At 38.9% G+C, this 16911-nt stretch carries 16 protein-coding genes and 4 pseudogenes; 12 read left to right on the forward strand and 8 right to left on the reverse strand.

Going from position 1 to position 16911, the window contains the following annotated elements; translation table 11 throughout:
* Positions 1–186: 186 nt before the first annotated feature.
* The 8 genes and pseudogenes from H5157_RS21110 to H5157_RS18045 form a co-directional block, all read left to right on the forward strand.
* Positions 187–306 (forward strand): annotated as a pseudogene (locus H5157_RS21110) (DUF6444 domain-containing protein); the annotation flags it as partial.
* 3 nt (positions 307–309) lie between these two features.
* Positions 310–1503: pseudogene (gene tnpC, locus H5157_RS18015) on the forward strand (IS66 family transposase); the annotation flags it as partial.
* A pseudogene (gene ubiB, locus H5157_RS18020) lies at positions 1496–1708 on the forward strand (ubiquinone biosynthesis regulatory protein kinase UbiB); the annotation flags it as partial. The pseudogenes tnpC and ubiB, both read left to right, overlap by 8 nt.
* 80 nt (positions 1709–1788) lie before the next feature.
* Complete coding sequence (tatA, locus tag H5157_RS18025; RefSeq protein ID WP_008467382.1) at positions 1789–2037, forward strand: Sec-independent protein translocase subunit TatA; 249 nt, start codon at positions 1789–1791, stop codon at positions 2035–2037.
* Between the two features lie 5 nt (positions 2038–2042).
* Positions 2043–2375: a Sec-independent protein translocase protein TatB gene (gene tatB, locus H5157_RS18030; protein ID WP_008467380.1), complete on the forward strand. Its 333-nt coding sequence runs from the start codon at positions 2043–2045 to the stop codon at positions 2373–2375.
* Positions 2376–2423: 48 nt separating this feature from the next.
* Positions 2424–3164: a twin-arginine translocase subunit TatC gene (gene tatC, locus H5157_RS18035; RefSeq protein WP_008467379.1), complete on the forward strand. Its 741-nt coding sequence runs from the start codon at positions 2424–2426 to the stop codon at positions 3162–3164.
* Position 3165: 1 nt separating this feature from the next.
* Positions 3166–3613, forward strand: a pseudogene (locus H5157_RS18040) (hypothetical protein).
* Positions 3614–4346: 733 nt separating this feature from the next.
* Complete coding sequence (locus H5157_RS18045) at positions 4347–5612, forward strand: hypothetical protein (protein WP_182725198.1); 1266 nt, start codon at positions 4347–4349, stop codon at positions 5610–5612.
* Between the two features lie 303 nt (positions 5613–5915).
* On the opposite strand, the gene H5157_RS18050 is transcribed toward H5157_RS18045, so the two are convergent.
* Positions 5916–6359 (reverse strand): GNAT family N-acetyltransferase, encoded by a 444-nt coding sequence (locus tag H5157_RS18050; RefSeq protein ID WP_182721306.1) that lies wholly within the window; start codon positions 6357–6359, stop codon positions 5916–5918.
* A gap of 198 nt (positions 6360–6557) precedes the next feature.
* A complete protein-coding gene (locus H5157_RS18055) occupies positions 6558–7058 on the reverse strand; it encodes a lactoylglutathione lyase family protein (protein WP_002959229.1) in 501 nt (166 codons plus the stop codon).
* Positions 7059–7172: 114 nt separating this feature from the next.
* On the opposite strand from H5157_RS18055, the gene H5157_RS18060 reads away from it, so the two are divergent.
* Positions 7173–8048, forward strand: coding sequence for a LysR family transcriptional regulator (locus H5157_RS18060; RefSeq protein ID WP_024596534.1), 876 nt, complete (start codon positions 7173–7175; stop codon positions 8046–8048).
* A gap of 61 nt (positions 8049–8109) precedes the next feature.
* On the opposite strand, the gene H5157_RS18065 is transcribed toward H5157_RS18060, so the two are convergent.
* Both H5157_RS18065 and H5157_RS18070 read right to left on the reverse strand, forming a co-directional pair.
* Positions 8110–8787, reverse strand: coding sequence for a haloacid dehalogenase type II (locus H5157_RS18065; protein WP_182725199.1), 678 nt, complete (start codon positions 8785–8787; stop codon positions 8110–8112).
* A gap of 80 nt (positions 8788–8867) precedes the next feature.
* On the reverse strand, positions 8868–9644 hold the full coding sequence (locus H5157_RS18070; RefSeq protein WP_182725200.1) for a class III extradiol ring-cleavage dioxygenase: 777 nt from the start codon (positions 9642–9644) through the stop codon (positions 8868–8870).
* A gap of 105 nt (positions 9645–9749) precedes the next feature.
* Between H5157_RS18070 and H5157_RS18075 the strand changes: the two genes are divergently transcribed.
* Positions 9750–10655, forward strand: coding sequence for a LysR family transcriptional regulator (locus tag H5157_RS18075; protein ID WP_182725201.1), 906 nt, complete (start codon positions 9750–9752; stop codon positions 10653–10655).
* A gap of 7 nt (positions 10656–10662) precedes the next feature.
* A complete protein-coding gene (locus H5157_RS20970; protein WP_310736858.1) occupies positions 10663–10830 on the forward strand; it encodes a LysR family transcriptional regulator in 168 nt (55 codons plus the stop codon).
* An 86-nt stretch (positions 10831–10916) separates the two neighbouring features.
* Here the strand turns inward: H5157_RS20970 and H5157_RS18085 are convergent, their stop codons facing one another.
* Positions 10917–11798 carry a LysR family transcriptional regulator gene (locus H5157_RS18085; protein ID WP_182715973.1) on the reverse strand — a complete coding sequence of 294 codons (882 nt, stop codon included), beginning with the start codon at positions 11796–11798 and terminating at the stop codon, positions 10917–10919.
* A 115-nt stretch (positions 11799–11913) separates the two neighbouring features.
* On the opposite strand from H5157_RS18085, the gene H5157_RS18090 reads away from it, so the two are divergent.
* Entirely contained in the window at positions 11914–12639 is a 726-nt protein-coding gene (locus tag H5157_RS18090) for an aspartate/glutamate racemase family protein (RefSeq protein ID WP_182725202.1), read from the forward strand.
* Positions 12640–12706: 67 nt separating this feature from the next.
* On the opposite strand, the gene H5157_RS18095 is transcribed toward H5157_RS18090, so the two are convergent.
* From H5157_RS18095 to rmuC, 3 genes are all read right to left on the reverse strand, one after another.
* The gene (locus H5157_RS18095) at positions 12707–13867 is read right to left on the reverse strand and encodes an aldo/keto reductase (protein ID WP_182725203.1); all 1161 of its coding nucleotides are present in this window, start codon (positions 13865–13867) and stop codon (positions 12707–12709) included.
* A gap of 616 nt (positions 13868–14483) precedes the next feature.
* Complete coding sequence (locus H5157_RS18100; protein ID WP_165743964.1) at positions 14484–14675, reverse strand: DUF3185 family protein; 192 nt, start codon at positions 14673–14675, stop codon at positions 14484–14486.
* Positions 14676–14725: 50 nt separating this feature from the next.
* A complete protein-coding gene (gene rmuC / locus H5157_RS18105; RefSeq protein ID WP_182725204.1) occupies positions 14726–16192 on the reverse strand; it encodes a DNA recombination protein RmuC in 1467 nt (488 codons plus the stop codon).
* Between the last annotated feature and the right edge of the window lie 719 nt (positions 16193–16911).

Genomic DNA, 16911 nt, shown 5'->3' on the forward strand with positions numbered 1-16911 from the left:
AACCGTTTGATATTTCGTACCTAAGTGAAGCAGACAAGAAAGTAGTACAAAATATAATATTTACCTTCGCCCCAGAAAAGAACACTTAACAAGTGACTAAGGTTATGAGTGTCCGCTTATGGCACAGAGCTGTCATTCGGCTCTGAAGCGTTTTTGTCTATTGAACTCATTCTTGTTGTCGTTGTTATGCTAGCTAGTAAATTAGGACTTAATAGTCAAAATAGTAGCATTCCTCCATCAAAAGATATCAACCGTACAAAGCCAACGAGAGAGAAGTCAGAAAAATCAGCTGGCGGACAAAAAGGCCGAGTAGGTAAAACGCTGACTCAAACAGAAACACCTGATGAGGTACAAGTCATTTTAGTTGACCGAGATTTTTTACCTAAAGGTCACTATCGTGAGGTGGGTTTTCAAAAGCGACAAGTCGTCGATATAGATATCAGTAAAGTGGTGACCGAATACCAGGCTCAAATCCTTGAGAATGAGCAAGGGAAGCGGTTTGTTGGTGAATTCCCCCAAGGTGTTAACGGTCCTATTCAATATGGTGTTGGTGTGAAAGCTCATGCGGTTTACTTATCACAATATCAATTACTCCCTTATAACCGCATTGAAGAATACTTTAGTGACCAACTAGGTATTCCGATCAGTGCCGGCAGTTTATTTAACTTTAATGAACAAGCAGCGGCACTGGTAAAGTCATCGGGCGCAGAAGGTATCATCAAAGCGGCATTACAAAGCCCGTATCAAACTTTGCATGTTGATGAGACTGGCATTAATATCGGCGGTAAACGGCGATGGCTTCATGGTGCATCAACGACTTGGTGGACTTATTTTTATCCTCATGAAAAAAGAGGAAAAATAGCGATGGATGAGGCCGGTATTTTACCGCACTTTACCGGTGTGCTATGTCATGACCATTGGAAGCCATATTATCAATATACCCAATGCCAACATGCATTATGTAATGCTCACCACATCCGAGAATTAGAAAGGGCTTGGGAGCAAGACGGCATGCAATGGGCGAAGGATATGCAAACCTTACTTAAAGAAATGAATAAAGCTCAAATAGATAATCCCGACCTAGATAAAGGGGCTAAACAGAAATATCGTGAGCAATATCAAAAAATATTGCTTCAAGGTGACGCTAAATGTCCACCACCAGATAAAAGTAGCCGAGTGAAAGGTCAGCGAGGCCGATTAAAGCGAACCAAATCCCGCGCATTATTGGAACGACTAAGAGATTATCAAGATGATGTTTTACGTTTCATGATGAGCAGTGGCGTGCCATTTACCAACAACCAAGGCGAGAATGATATTAGGATGACCAAGGTTCATCAAAAAATATCGGGGTGTTTTAGAAGTAAGCAAGGAGCTGAAATGTTCTGCTTGCTGAGAAGCTATTTATCGACTTGCAGAAAACAATATGTATCTGCAAGCCTAGCCCTTGAGTTATTATTCAAAAATCAGCTGCCTGATATATTCATTTCAGATGAGGCTGAATAGTTACATTTATCAAAGCTTAAAACGTCCACCACAAATTCAAGTACAGGCTCCGAAGGGATCTCATAAACCTTTGGTTTTAGGTTTGTTTAGCAGTGCGGCTATGGTTATTGCGGCATTATTTTATTTACAGCACGATTTAATTGCTGCAAGTATCGCTATAAGTAGCGCTATTATTGGTTTTATAGCAGCATGGCGTAGCACATAAACTAAGTGCTATTTACGTTTTTAGGCGTATAATTAGTATTTAAAATATACACTTTATAATTATGAAAACGGGAGATAAACATGGGATTTGGCGGTATTAGTCTTTGGCAGTTATTGATTGTATTAGCAATTATTGTACTTTTGTTTGGCACTAAAAAATTACGCGGTATTGGTGGGGATTTAGGTGGAGCAGTTAAAGGCTTTAAAAAAGCAATGTCTGACGAAAAAAATACAGATAAAGAAAAGCCAGAGCAGATTCAAAAATCAGAAGAAAGTGCACCGCTTGATTCTGCCCATACTGAAAAAAATAAAGACAATAACAAGGTTTAATTAGCATGGGGATGTGGGAGCTAATTGTTGTTTTAATTGTTGGTTTAGTAGTGCTTGGTCCAGAGCGTTTACCTGTAGCAATTAGAACGGTAAGCCGCTGGATAAAAACTGCAAAGTCGCTTGCTAACTCAGTGAAAGCTGAAGTGAGCGAAGAGTTGCGTGTGCACGAATTACACGAAAACCTTAAAAAAGCGGAGCAACAAAACTTAACCGATTTAAGTCCTGAACTACAAAGTTCACTAACTGAACTACAACAGGCCGCTCAGTCTGTGACCCACAGTTATAAAAAAAATCAAATCGATCCCTCTAATAAGCAAAATATTGATGATACAAAGTGAAGTTAATTTCTCACTTTGTGGTCAACTTACTAAATGGTATAAAAAATAATGGCTGAGGAAGTAAAATCGGGGTTTGTCGCGCATTTAATTGAATTACGCGATCGGCTGATTAAATCACTATTAAGCATTTTAGTTATTTTTATTGCAATAGTGTATTTTGCAAACGACATTTATACATTTGTTGCAGCGCCATTAATTTCACATTTGCCAAACACTGCAACCATGATAGCAACTGATGTCACAGCGCCATTTTTTGCCCCTTTTAAACTAACGTTATTTGTCGCATTATTTGCCTCTATTCCGTGGATATTACACCAGGTTTGGGGTTTTATAGCTCCGGGATTGTATAAGCACGAAAAACGCATGTTAATGCCAATACTCGCCTCAAGCATCTTTTTGTTTTATGGTGGTATTGCCTTTTGCTACTTTGTAGTACTGCCAATTATTTTAGGCTTTTTTACCAGTGCGGGTCCTGCAATGCTCACCTTAGCACCGGATATTAGTAGCTACTTAGGGTTTGTACTAAAACTATTTTTTGCCTTTGGTGTCGCTTTTGAAATTCCAGTAGCCATTATGCTGCTGTGCTGGAGCGGCGCTACAACAACGCAAAGCTTAAAAGAAAAACGTCCCTATATTGTAGTGGGTGTTTTTGTAGTAGCGATGTTTTTAACACCGCCCGATGTATTGTCACAAACTTTATTAGCGCTACCTATGCTTATTTTGTTTGAGCTAGGCCTAATTTTAGCTAAATTTTATACCGCTAAACCACAACAAGAATCTGAGGAATAACATGAACAAAAAACTACTCTCACTATTAGTTTTGTTAAGCGCACCGACTTTTGCAGCCACAGCTATTAACGAGCAAGCACTGCAAGCATGTAGCTTTATTGAAAACGACTTTAACCGCCTGCTTTGTTACGATAATACGGTTGCCGGTAAACCGCTGAGCAAGCCTACTGTAAATAAAACACTCTCACCAACAAATACAGAAGCCACCGCACCTGTTGCTGTAGCGGTAACACAAGCAGAAGAGTTTGGTTTCAGAGCATAAAAATATTGCGAAAGAAAATGACAGCTCTATTAGCTCAACTGTATCAGCCATTAAAGAAGCAGCTTATGGTGAGTTAATTATTACTCTAGAAAACGGCCAACAATGGCGCCAAATTGGATCTGACGGCATAACGCTAAAAGAAGATGACAACGTGGTTATTAGTCGTGGTGTATTTAATTCTTTGTAACTATTCACCAAGACAAATTATTTTCTAAGGATCTTTTTTAGCTATTGACTGATCCTGCCAGTATGCCAAGCTAGAGCTATTACCCTATCGCTCTAGCTTTAATGAATTTAAACAGCATAAATATCACTGAAATAGTTGAGCAAACTAAAACTCAGTTACAAGAAGATAAAACACTCTCGCCAGCGTTGAAGATGTCCAAAAGTGAGTTTCAATCTTTGTTGTCACAATTTTTCTTTGGATAGGCACGTTGATTGAATCTAAGTTTTGATCTTTATTGTCATACATACCTTCTATTGACACGAAAGGCGGACTGGGAAGGCAAAAAAGTTTCAAACATTAATGTTATGCATACTTAAAAGTGTAACATCTCCTTTAATGGTTAATATCTGCGGTTGTAAGGGTGAACTGAACTAAAGCATAGTTCTTATAGAGGTAGTACTTTCTGTGCTGATTGGAATCTAACAGAGGCGATGTTGCCAAACTCATTTCTGCCCCAAAACGTGTTTAGGCGAATGCCTCAAAAGAGCGATAAGCAGACGGTCGATCAAAATCATCTTTGGACAGTCACGATTTTTGGGGAGTTGTCAGCGCTCCCCTCAGTGGGCTTTTTAACTCAGCACGACACTATCAAAAACATTTTACATCGCACTTTTTCAATCAAACTAAATCATAGCTTGACACTGACAGAATAGCTGAGACTATTTAGTTAAACAAAAATTAAGAGTTTGAACCGATGAATGTTTGTACACGCTATCAATGTGAGACCTGCGAAACTTTGATTGATTGCCGCATAGGTTTTTCCAACCGAGAAGTTCAGCCACTCCAATTTGCGTGCCCCGAATGTGGGGAGCGTATTAGTTTTACATTAGGCTCTAATGACCTTGAGGGAGCAACAGAAATAAAGGAGTTTAAAGCTCCTTTCACTGGCGAAAATGTCTTTATTGACTTGCATCTTGATTTCCCAACTAGGTTTGGTGAGTACAAACAAGGTGACACTACGTTTATGCATGTGGTTAGCGAAATTGGACAAGAATCTTTTGCCGATCTATCTAGACGCTTGGAGCTTATAAACCAGCTAGGAGAACATCACCGAACATTAAAACGTCTAGCGTCCCAATACATGAAAGGGAATGTAAAAGGATTTGAAAAAGTCATTAAGAGTCTTGAGAAGTTAGAGTTCATAAAGCTGAAATCACATAAAGCTCAGGATGTAATTGCTGCCCTGTATTCCGCTACTTCAATTATGTCTTCTCCATTGACCGTTTATGAGCATAGTAAAGAACTTAGTAGCGAAATGCCGAAAGTGCTTCTTAGCCTTTACACTGACCATCAAGACAACTTGAATGAGTTCTTTGATAGTTTACTTAGCACTGGCTTCTTGAAGAACGTTCACCATGAAACTTTGAGCTTGTACCCTAAGTTAATCAAGCTTGAAGTTCCTCTACGACCAGCTCTGTATTATGACTACAAAGCCGAAGAATTTGGCAATGTCCCTGCTAGGGTATCGACAACTAACTTCGAGTCTTGCAACAATGTCTATAAGGACTTAGCAGAGGTTTACTCTAGACAACTGGTACTAGTAGCTGGGTTGAATAATCTAATCAAACGTGGTGACTTTAACAAGTTTTCTGCAGAAGTGCTCTTGAATAAAAAAGGTCATCTTATCAAGGATTTCACATCGCTTGATAAGTACGCAGATGTTGATTTAGGCAGGAAGCTGGCTGCGCTAGATGATTGTTTCTTCAAGCTTGAAGAAGAAGCTATTGATAACCAGCTTAGAAATGGTATCGCACACTACAAGTATAATTATGATGAAGCAACTCAAATCATTACATATAGCTCGGCCAAGGAAGGACTTAATAGAGATAAAACCATAAAGATTAGTCTTATGGAGTTCCTACGGAAGATGTTGCTTCTGTTCCGAGAGGTTCATTGTCTTAACCACATCATTAAAGCATTACTTTTCCACAGCGTGCTGATTTTGAAGAGGCCTGTGTAACCACTCCTCATAGAAGCGCAGAATAGCGCTTATTCACATCTGTTTAGTTTATAGCATAGACACTAGCTCTAATGTAAGGTTTGCCTTAAAACACGCAATAAGGCAGAAACGAGTTACTTTTGAATGTCCGCTCATGGCACTCTCCAGCCACTCGACAACATAAAATACTGATAATAATTGGCAAGGTACTTTACTGTGTCGGATGGCGCTTCGCTTATCTGACCTACACAGGCACATACACGGCTGGAAAATTTAATCTTACAACTATTATTCCTTAAAATTAACGGCCTACTTATGAATAAGTTAACTACTAATTTTAATAACCGCTAACATATCGTCGTCATCCTCATCGAGGCCCACTTCCTTGAACCCAAAGCTTGTATAAAAATCTTTGGCTATTGGGTTACTCGGGTTATAGCATATTTCAATTTCGCAAAGGCCTGGAGTAGTTTTTATTTGCTCAATTGCCATGCCTAGTGCTTTGCGCCCAATGCCTTTATTTTGATGAGTTTGATCCACCATAAAGCGCCAAATAGAAACCTTTGTAGGGGTTTCTTGTACCCACATAAAAAAGCCTACTGGTACACCATTTAGGTAAATAGCTTTACAGGTATACCCGCTATTGTAGTGCGCCTCAACTAACGACCACATATTACACGCTAGGTATTCTTCTTGTGTTTTAGCAACCTCTAAATCGCATATGGCTTCGTAGTTATCGGCGGTGATATCTTCCAATGACAGCTTCATATTTTTCCTTCAGTACAACTTTGTGTAATTAGTAAGCTATCAGTGTATGTACCTATAATCAAACAAATGAAGAGATTGATTTTTATACCCCCTTAAATTAGCTTAAATAATGATCTACACGCCTATCTAAAACAAAAAGGCCGCAGTAATAAATACTGCGGCCTTTGTTTTTAGCTAAGTGCTTTAAACTAGGTACGTTTAGTAAGCGCCTGCGCTATATATAAGCTCGTAGCTGTGGCTGTAAATCTCAAGGATGTTACCAAACGGGTCTTCCATGTAGATCATGCGGTACGGCTTTTCACCCGGGTAGTAATAACGAGGGGCTTCCATACGTTTTTTACCGCCAGCTTCTACAATACGCTCGGCTAAACCTTCTACATCAGGGTCTTGAACACAAAAATGAAAGATGCCTGTTTTCCAGTATTCAAAATTGTCTTTTGGGTTTTCTTGGTTTTTAAATTCGAAAATTTCGACACCAATACGATCCCCTGTAGATAGGTGCGCTATTTTGAATTTTTCCCACTTTTCGCCAAATACTTCTGTACACATTTCGCCAATTGGGCTTTTGTCTTCGGTAATTAAAGTCGGTTCCATTATTGTGTACCAACCCATAACCTTAGTGTAAAACTCGACTGCTTTTTCAACGTCGGGAACCGAAATACCAATGTGCGAAAAACTACGTGGATATGTATGACTCATAATGCTTCCTCTTTAACTTGTGACTTATCTTGTGGCTAGTTGATGGAGTTAGTTTACGAATCGACCAACATTAAGTAAAATTATCATTAGTCATCGTTTTGAGTACGTTTTGTAATGATAAATCCAACATGGTTAAATACGTTTTGTACTTTGGTTGAGGTAAATCATTTTACCCAAACCGCCGAGCGTCTTTTTATGACCCAATCGGGCGTAAGTCAGCACATTAAAAAGCTAGAGCAGCAAGTAAACTGCGCGCTATTAGAGCGCCACGGCAAACAATTTACCCTTACCGTACATGGGCAAAACTTGTATCAACAAGGCAGCTTGTTATTAAAGGAATGGCAATTTTTAGAACAACAATTAAAAGATGATTCGCCTTACAGCGGCTTGGTAAAAATACAATCGCCTGGTAGTTGTGGGCTACAATTTTATAGCCAATTATTAGCGCTGCAGGCAAAGCATACCGAGCTTAATATTGATTATCGCTTTGCACCCAATACAAGTGTAGAGCAAGCTGTGGCAAACCACAGTGCCGACATAGGTTTTTTAACTCAAGCTCCGACGCTTAGCGAAGTTACCAGCCACAAAATTGGTAAAGAAGCCTTATTACTTGTCACCCCCGCACATATTAAAAACCCAACGTGGGAGGTTTTATGTGAGCTTGGCTTTATTGGCCACCCCGATGCAAAACACCACGCACAGCTATTACTGAGCGAAAACTACAGTGAGTTTGAACATATTGATCAAATTAAACGCACGGGGTTTTCTAACCAGATAAGTTTAATACTGGAGCCGGTAAGTTTAGGGCTAGGTTTTACGGTTTTACCTGCGCATGCCGTTAGCGCATTTAATAAACCTGCGCTTATTAAAACGCACCATTTAGCTAATCCAATTAGCGAGAGTATTTATGTGTGCCATCACCGAAATAGGCCAATGGCAAAGCGTATGAATACAGTAATTGAGCTAATAAAGGCGGGAGTAAATAGTTAAAACGTAAACCCCCTTTACACCCACGGCACTTAATACCATAAGCAAAAGGGGGAATAGAAAATTAATTAACGCTTTCTAATTTTGCTTTTAAATCAAGTAAGTCGGTTGCGATAGTATTTGGCTGTATTTCCCACGGATCGAAAATAGATTCTTTAGATCGTTGAATCCACGCCGCGCGCATACCATGCGATATGGCACCGGTTACATCAAACGGATTACTTGATACAAGCCACGTGTTTGCGCCTGTTGAATTAGTTTCGCGTAAAAAGTGGCTATAAACCCCTGGGTTTGGTTTAAAGGTTTTAACGTCGTCGGCACTTACTACCCCTTCAAAAAGCTCACTAATGCCAGCGGTTTCTAATAAGGTATGAACTGCGTCGGCAGCGCCGTTTGAAAATGCAAACAAACGGTAATCCTTCGCTTTTAATTGCTCAAGGCCTGCTTTTACATCATCGAACGCAGGAAGCGTTTTATAAAGCTCTAGCAGTTGCTCCTTTTGATCTTCACTTAGCTCGGTTTTGTGCGCTAAGCAGGCGTAATCGAGTGCGTGTTTTGTACATAGCGAGAAAGGAATATAATTTTGCATTAATCCACGTCTAAATGAATACTCTAATTGCTTTTCGCGCCATGTATTTGAAAATGCTTGGGCGTTATCGCCAATCATGTCGTCGAGTAAGGACAGTACGCCGTGAGTGTTTATTAGCGTACCGTATACGTCAAATGCAAGTGTAGTTGCCATGTTTGCTCCGCAATAAAATAAATTAAGTTGGTTTTAGAGTACTTGCTTACAGCTTAACTTACTTTGAACGAACGCTCAATTTAATAAAACTTATACGCATCAAGCGCTAAAACATCCATTTCGATGTCTTCATGTATTTTTTCGGCTTTACCGTCACTACTTCCTAGCGCTGCAAAAAGAGGTAAAAAGTGCTCCTGGGTAGGGTGATTAAATAAAGCATGAGGTGCTTCATTTAAATAGTTAAGTAACGCTTGGGTGTTTTGCGCTATTAATTTTTGCTCAACCCAATGGGTAAACTCATCAACCATTTGAACACGATTAGGTGTTGCAGGGCTTTTAAATATTTCACGTAGATTGTGACTAATCCCGCCGGAGCCAATAATTAATACGTTATCGCTGCGCAGTGGTGCAAGTAACTGCCCGTATTTATACATAGCCTGAGCGCCCAAACGCGTGTTAATAGACACCTGAACAATGGGAATATTAGCTGCTGGGTACATTAAGCGCAGCGGGATCCACACACCATGATCCCACCCTTGATCTGCATTTTGCACCGTTTTAATACCCGCTTTGTAAAAGTACTCACTAATAGTATTAGCAAGCTTAGGGTCCCCTGGTGCTGGGTATTGAATTTCATACAGGGGCTTGGGGAAGTTATAAAAGTCGTGAATAGTATGCGGCGCATCTCCGGATGTAATAACTATATCGTGCGCTTCATCAAAGTGGGCAGAAAACACCACAATAGCACGTGGTTTACTCACCGTTTGACCTAATGATGCAAAAAAATCTGACGTAGCCGATTGCTGAATAGCCATCATTGGCGAGCCGTGAGATATAAATAAAGCAAGTTGAGTCATACTAAAACCTTAAACAAATAAACGAGTTATAAACACTATATAAGTTTCTAATTTGACGATAAATATGATACTTATTTATACATTATCAACAAAGTATTGTTAAAGATGGATAAACTCACCACCATGAAGACCTTTTTAGCCGTTGTGCAAGAAGGATCGTTTTCAAAAGCGGCCGATAAACTCGATATTTCGCCGCAGTTAGTCAGCAAATATATTTCTGCGCTGGAAGATAATCTACGCACGCGTTTATTACACCGTACAACGCGAAAAGTAAGTGTTACAGAAGCTGGAAATCAATATTATCAGCGTTGTCAGCAGGTGATTATTGATATTGAAGACATGGAAAACTCACTCAATAACTTAAGCGAAAATGTATCGGGTGTGCTTAGTATTAGTGCGCCTATGTCGTTTGGTACTAAGCATTTAGCAGGTTTGTTGGTTGATTTTAAAAAGCAGTATCCAAATTTAAAGTTAGATTTACGGCTCACCGACCAATATGTAGATATAGTAGAGCAGGGTATTGATATTGCTCTGCGCATTGGCGTATTAAAAAACTCAACGTTGATAACTAAAAAAATTGCCCCTATACACCTAGCGGTGTTTGCATCACCCGACTATTTAAAACGCCATGGCACGCCACAAACGCTTTTAGATTTACAGTCACATAATTATTTACGCTATTCCCACAGCGAACCCACAAAGCGATTATTTGGGGTTAATGAGTTAAAAAGCGAGCTAAAGCTTGAAAGTAACTTTGTGGCTAACAATGGTGATTTGCTACTAAATACAGCCATTGCGGGTGGTGGTATTGCTATGCAGCCAACATTTATAGCAGAGGAAGCACTGGCTCAAGGTAAAGTAGTGCGCATTTTAAATGACTACGAACCCGAGCCAATGGGGCTTTACATGGTGTATGCAAACAGACAGTTTTTACCCAGTAAAGTACGTGCGTTTGTTGATTTTGCAAGTGGCTATTATGGCGATACACCTTACTGGGATTTAGGACAGTGATATATCGATAAGTAATCAATTAACGTTATTTGTAGATGTAGTGCAACAAGGCTCATTTGCCAAAGCCGCAGCACTGCATGATATGGTTAATTCGTCACTATCTAAGCAAATTAAAAAAGGGACAAAACACCCAATTATTATGGAAGTAAAAATCCATAATAAAATAGGAATATAATTAAAATACAGATTCATATTACTGTGAGCGCGTTAAATTAATAATGCCCATTTTACTGTAATGGGGGTTTACAGTAATTTTTTGCGTTATACATTTAGCTCTTTTAATTTATTCCAGACGCTCTCGCCGCCAGGGTGAAGCGCTGCATGGTACCGATACGCATAATATGTAATAGGTACGCAATGATGCTTTTGGCCAACCACAACTAAACTTTTCTCTTTTAGCTCTTTAGTAATGACATAGTTTGGTAACCAAGCAATGCCATTACCCTCTAAAGCCTGTATTTTTAAAAGCTCTGTCATCGACGATACAAATACTTTTTTAAGTTTAGAGCCCGATATTATCGGCTCTAACTGCCTACCCATATAAGAATCTAAACTGTAAGCTAAGTGAGGTACAAACCCATCACTTTCTAAATTGTATATTGCCTTACCGTTTGCATTGCAGGCACTCACCGGCAATAACTCTGCACTGCCTATTTTTTGATGACTAAACGGAGGTAACTTTAATCGTTCGTTATCAAAAGCAATAAGTAGGTCACATGCGCCATGTTCGAGCGTAGCTGTGGCTTTATCAACATCAATGGCTTCTATATTGAGGACTACTTTGCGATCACTTTTACTATGAAAGTTCGACAGCTTTAGCGCTAAAAACGTAGCTAATGAGTGCGCTGCAGCAACCTTTACTGAGTGAGTTTCTTCAGAGGAGAGTTCTTCTAACATACTCACTGAGTTATTCATTTGGTTTATTAGATTACGCGCTGTTATATGAAATATTTTACCGCTTGAGGTAAGTGTAATTGGTAAGTTCTCTCTATCTATTAGCTCTGCACCTACGGCTTCTTCTAATGCTTTAATTCGTCGACTAAAAGCAGGTTGCGTTATATGCCTAAGCCTTGCGGCCTGCGAAAAGCTTTTTGTATTAGATAAGGCCAAAAAATCTTCTAACCATTTACTCTCTATATTCATAATACTCACTCAAGATATGCAATTTAAGCATGGCCAGTAAAATAATAGCATTATTAAAAACAAAAAAAACACGATAAATTTAACCCATACAGTAACAACTTATCGGAATATAACAATGCTTAGAACACTAGGAATATTGGGAGGAATGGGGCCTTTGGCTACCGCCTCATTTATGAATCAAGTAATTGCGTTATCACCTGCTAAGAATGATCAAGAGCACATACCTATGTTTATAAGGAATATCCCGCAAATTCCTGACAGAACAAATTTTTTAATGGGTATTGAAGATGAAAATCCATTTTTTGAGCTTAAAAAGGGTTTTAACCAACTTACTAGCTTAGGTGTAAGTTGCATTGTTATACCGTGTAATACCGCGCATTATTGGTACAACGCACTAACGCAAAATGCTGATGTGCATACCATTAGTATTGTACAAAGCGTTATTAAGCGCGCAAAGGCAACGGGCAAACGTAAGATAGGGATATTAGCAACCACAGCCACGCTCAATATGCGGATATATCAGACGGCATTTAGTAAGCACAATATTAAATTTATTGAGCCTAACGAGCAGCAGCAAACATTTATAATGCAAGGTATAACGGCGGTTAAGTCAGGAGATTTAACCTCAGGACATAATCTTTTAAAACAAAGTTATGAGCTAATGCTAGCCCACGGTGCCGATACAGTACTATTTGGTTGCACCGAAATACCGCTAGTTTTAAATGAACAAGTATTAAATTCACCCGATACATGCTTAGATACCATCGCGATTTTAGCGCAAGAGTGCGTTAATTGGGCTTATATAAGCACTCAACAATCAACCCTCTCAAGTGTGGCTTAATTAAACATTAGTTATAAATAGGTGTGCTTACACTGGTGCATTTAAGTAGCACACCTAAATAGCCAACTTACACTGGCGCGTTTTGTTCAATCAAGTTTTTAGCTTTTAACTCACTCCAAAACGCATCCGGAATAGTAACCTTCATTGAGGCTACATTAGCTTTAATTTGCTCCTCCGTGCGTGCCCCAGGAATAATTGAGGATACCGTTGAAGGCGCCTCTGCAAACTGCAGTGCAGCTGTTTTAATATCAATCCCATGTTTAGATGCAATGTCGCTTATTGCATTAAACTTTTGCTGCATAGGCCCTGGAATTTTAGGCGAGTAATTAAAGCGGTTACGACCGGCTAAAAAACCACCATTAAGCGGCGCACCAATGACTGCTGAAATACCTCGTTTATCAAGCATAGGAAAGGTTTTATCAAGTGCCTGCTTGTGATCTAAAATTGAATACTGCAGCGCTAGTAAGCAAATATCTGGGTCTGACATATCAAGCGCTTTATAAACAGCATGAGGTGTATTTACTCCAAAACCCCAGCCTTTAATTATTCCTTCATCACGCATTTTAGTCAGCTCAGGAATAGCACCTTTAGCCGCTTGATCAAAATACTTAAGCCAGTCATCTCCCATATCGCTGTTTTGTGGTGATAAATCGTGAATATAGACAATATCGAGTGAGGCGACACCAATACGATGCAAAGTATCTTCTATTGAACGGCGCGTGCCTGAGGCTGAATAATCATACTTATAATGAAACGGTGAGTGATCAGCCCAATGCCAACTATTTTCTAAAGGCTCTGCTGAAGGGGTAAGAAGGCGGCCTACTTTTGAGGATAAAACATAATCTTCACGCTTTTTGTTTCGAAGTAAATCACCGAAGCGCCTTTCGCTTAAACTCAAACCGTAAAAAGGTGACGTATCAAAATGACGAATACCAGAATCCCATGCTGCATTTAGCATTGTTAAAATTTCTGTATCGCTTGATATAGTATTAAAGCCATTCCCGGCGGCAAGGCCACCCAAGCCCATTCTTGATTCCGGCCGGTAATACTTAGCGTTAGTAACATCGTTTGTGGGTAGAGCAGCGCTTTTATCTATTGATCCTTTAGTTTGCATAACACTGCCGTTAGACATTTTTACCTTTAGTTGCTCAGCCAAAGCTGAAGCACTAAAAATAGAGCCTAAACTTAAAGCAGCCCCTGCTTTAATAAAATTTCTGCGAGATACCATGTGACTATTCTCCTTGAGTAGGTTAAATATCTACGCTATAAGCTAGTATAAATAACAACCAAACCCAAGCAAGAAGAAGACAACAAATACCAATACTATCAATAAGATAGTTAAATTAACAAACACTGAGCAGACGTTTGAATTAACATTTAAAACTGATTATTTTCTTTACTCGTATAGTCCTTTTAAATGCACAAAACAGTGCACTTTAATAGCTTGATAAAAAAGCATACTTCCAAATTGGTGCACGCTTTAATACTCATTTATACAACATAAAATGGTTACATTTATTAGATGTGTACAAATTAGTAGACAAAACCGTAATAAATTTAAGATGCACAAATAATCTCACTAGCAAAGCGATTGCAGCAACACTTAGCTAATTTAACCGAGCGTAGTTGAAATAATTAGGGTAAATATTACTGAAGCGTTTATTTTTGAAGGTTTGCCTTGCAATACACGGCGTATTTTACTCTTTCACAATGCTATTGCTGGCAAGCCCTGTAAGAGTTTTATCTTGCCAAGTAACACTGTGCAGTGCAGCAAATTGCAACTAAATTCAACGTAGTTAGCGCTGAAAATAGCTGCTTAAATAGATCAATTATTCAAGTTCAGGTTACTTGAGCTTTTTAATACCAATTAACACACAGATGGTACCGCCAATAATACCCGCCCATGCTTCTATTGGTGTGTCGCCACTAAATGCACGGCTAAGCTGCGAAGCCGCCGCATCATACACGTCGTATCCCCACATAATTAAAGCGATACCTATAACGATTAAAACAATTCCTACAATCTTATTATTCATAAATATCCTTAAGGTTTAACTTAAATAAACTAAATAAAAATAAATCAGGGTTAATCTAATTCTAATTGAGCACGTTCTACGCTCTCACTAGGTAACTCTTTTTGTACCGATACACCTAGCTCTTTAAACTCTGATGCTTGTTTAATTAAATTACCTTTACCGCGGTATAGCTGCGAGAACGCTTTGTCGTAACTTTCTTTCGCTTTATCAAGCTGCTTACCTACGCCTTCCATACTCAATAAAAAACCATTGAGCTTGTTATAAAAACGCTCTGCTCGACTTGCCAGCTCTTTTGAGTATTTGGTTTGCTCTTCAAAACGCCAAAGCTGTTTAACAATATTTAAACTAGTAAGCAGGGTGGTGGGTGTAGCTACCAGTATATTTTTTTCTATTGCTTGTTGGTAAATATCGCTTTGATATTTGAGTGCTTCTACAAAAGCTGATTCTATTGGTACAAACATAACCACTACTTCTGGCGAGTTAATACCTGGTAAGCGGTCGTACGATTTACTCGCAAGTTCATTAATACGCGCTGTAACGGCGTTTACATGCTCTTTAATTGCTTGATTAGCATCTAGCTCATTTTCAGCGTTCACGTAGCGTGTATAGGCATTTAATGATGTTTTAGCATCAATAACTAAGTGGCGACCTTGTGGTAAGTACACAACTACATCAGGGCGCAAGCGGCCATCTTCAGTGTTAAACGACACTTCGCGCTTATAATCAACCCCTGCACGTAAGCCAGCACTATCTAATACGTTTTCGAGCATGAGTTCGCCCCAATTACCTTGGGTTTTCTTTTGCCCTTGTAGGGCGTTGCTGAGCTTGTCGGCTTGATCTGTTATAGCTTGGCTTTTAGCTTGCAAATGCAGTAGTTCGGTTTTAAGTGCAGTCCGTTGTTTTATGTCTTCAACGTGCATTGATTCCATTTTTTCTCTAAAGCCTTTTAGCTCGCCTTGAACTGGTTTTAATAATTGCTCAATGCTTTCTTGATTTAAGGTTTTAAAGCTTTGTGATTTTTCTTCTAGAATTTTATTGGCTAGGTTTTCAAACTCTTTTTTGAGCGTATTTTTACTTTGCTCAATTTGCGCGAGTTGCTCGCTAAAGTTTTGCTGTTTTTGCTCAAGGGTAGTGCGCATATTATTATATTCAACATCGCGCTGATTGTATTGTTCACGAAGCGCTGCCAGCTCGCCTTCGGCTTTACGCCAAAAATGATTGTATTGAATGCTTTGTTTTTCTTGTTCGCTAAAACGCGTTTTAAAATGCTGGGCTTCATCGCGCTGCTCTTGGTGAGTATGTTCTAGCAGTTCATGATCTTCTAGCAAGGCGCTGTATTGCAGCTCTTTATTATCAAATTGGTTTTGTAACAGGGAAAGCTGTTGCTGCTGTTCGCTTATTTGTAGATGTAGCTTTTTGCGAAGCCGTGTTGATACAGCGCCGTAAAATAGGGCGCCTAACGCAACACCAGCACTGGCGCTTAGCCAATCAATATTAGTGAGTACTTGAGTGAGCATAAAATAAACTTATAAAATTTAGAGACATGCCATCATAACCAATAACCAACAACAGAAGTAGGGGAGTTAAGAAATTACAGACATAAAAAAACCAGCTTAAAATAAGCTGGTCAAATATTACTAAGTTAAGTAATCAAAGGGATAATCAACATGTGCCCGAGCAAGCTGCAACTTAAATACATAATCACCAAAATAACTAATATTATTAGGTGAGGCTATATAACAACAGGCATTAGAGTAGACCGGATAACAAAATAATTAAGTCAAATTAATTTGCGGAAGATCATTTATTTTTATTCGGGTTGATTTAAACAAATCAAATTATGGGCATAAAAAAAGCCAGTTCAAAATGAACTGGCTCAATCATTACTAAAATTAGTAACTAAATAGGGGGAATCAACATGAAAACTTGTATTAACTGCAATTAATCAACAAGCATAATAGTAGACGCGTCTTTTTTAATTAAGTTCAAAAAAAATAAAAGACTTTTAAAGTAAGTGCTCAACGCTAAGTTTTAGACATAAAAAAAGCCAACTCAAAATGGGCTGGCTCAATCATTACTAAAATTAGTAACTAAATAGGGAATCAACATGAAAACTTGTATTAACTGCAATTAATCAACAAGCATAATAGTAGACGCGTCTTTTTGAATTAAGTTCATAAAAAAATAAAAACTTTTAAAATAAGTGCTGCGCGCTAAATTTTAGACATAAAAAAAG

Source organism: Pseudoalteromonas sp. SG43-3 (assembly GCF_014164385.1).
Lineage (GTDB): Bacteria > Pseudomonadota > Gammaproteobacteria > Enterobacterales > Alteromonadaceae > Pseudoalteromonas > Pseudoalteromonas distincta.

Bases quoted from the DNA above. Each gene is read 5' to 3' on its own strand.
- tatA (WP_008467382.1), top strand. From the start codon at position 1,789: ATGGGATTTGGCGGTATTAGTCTTTGGCAGTTATTGATTGTATTAGCA.
- tatB (WP_008467380.1), top strand. From the start codon at position 2,043: ATGGGGATGTGGGAGCTAATTGTTGTTTTAATTGTTGGTTTAGTAGTG.
- tatC (WP_008467379.1), top strand. From the start codon at position 2,424: ATGGCTGAGGAAGTAAAATCGGGGTTTGTCGCGCATTTAATTGAATTA.
- H5157_RS18045 (WP_182725198.1), top strand. From the start codon at position 4,347: ATGAATGTTTGTACACGCTATCAATGTGAGACCTGCGAAACTTTGATT.
- H5157_RS18050 (WP_182721306.1), bottom strand. From the start codon at position 6,359: ATGAAGCTGTCATTGGAAGATATCACCGCCGATAACTACGAAGCCATA.
- H5157_RS18055 (WP_002959229.1), bottom strand. From the start codon at position 7,058: ATGAGTCATACATATCCACGTAGTTTTTCGCACATTGGTATTTCGGTT.
- H5157_RS18060 (WP_024596534.1), top strand. From the start codon at position 7,173: ATGATAAATCCAACATGGTTAAATACGTTTTGTACTTTGGTTGAGGTA.
- H5157_RS18065 (WP_182725199.1), bottom strand. From the start codon at position 8,787: ATGGCAACTACACTTGCATTTGACGTATACGGTACGCTAATAAACACT.
- H5157_RS18070 (WP_182725200.1), bottom strand. From the start codon at position 9,644: ATGACTCAACTTGCTTTATTTATATCTCACGGCTCGCCAATGATGGCT.
- H5157_RS18075 (WP_182725201.1), top strand. From the start codon at position 9,750: ATGGATAAACTCACCACCATGAAGACCTTTTTAGCCGTTGTGCAAGAA.
- H5157_RS18085 (WP_182715973.1), bottom strand. From the start codon at position 11,798: ATGAATATAGAGAGTAAATGGTTAGAAGATTTTTTGGCCTTATCTAAT.
- H5157_RS18090 (WP_182725202.1), top strand. From the start codon at position 11,914: ATGCTTAGAACACTAGGAATATTGGGAGGAATGGGGCCTTTGGCTACC.
- H5157_RS18095 (WP_182725203.1), bottom strand. From the start codon at position 13,867: ATGGTATCTCGCAGAAATTTTATTAAAGCAGGGGCTGCTTTAAGTTTA.
- H5157_RS18100 (WP_165743964.1), bottom strand. From the start codon at position 14,675: ATGAATAATAAGATTGTAGGAATTGTTTTAATCGTTATAGGTATCGCT.
- rmuC (WP_182725204.1), bottom strand. From the start codon at position 16,192: ATGCTCACTCAAGTACTCACTAATATTGATTGGCTAAGCGCCAGTGCT.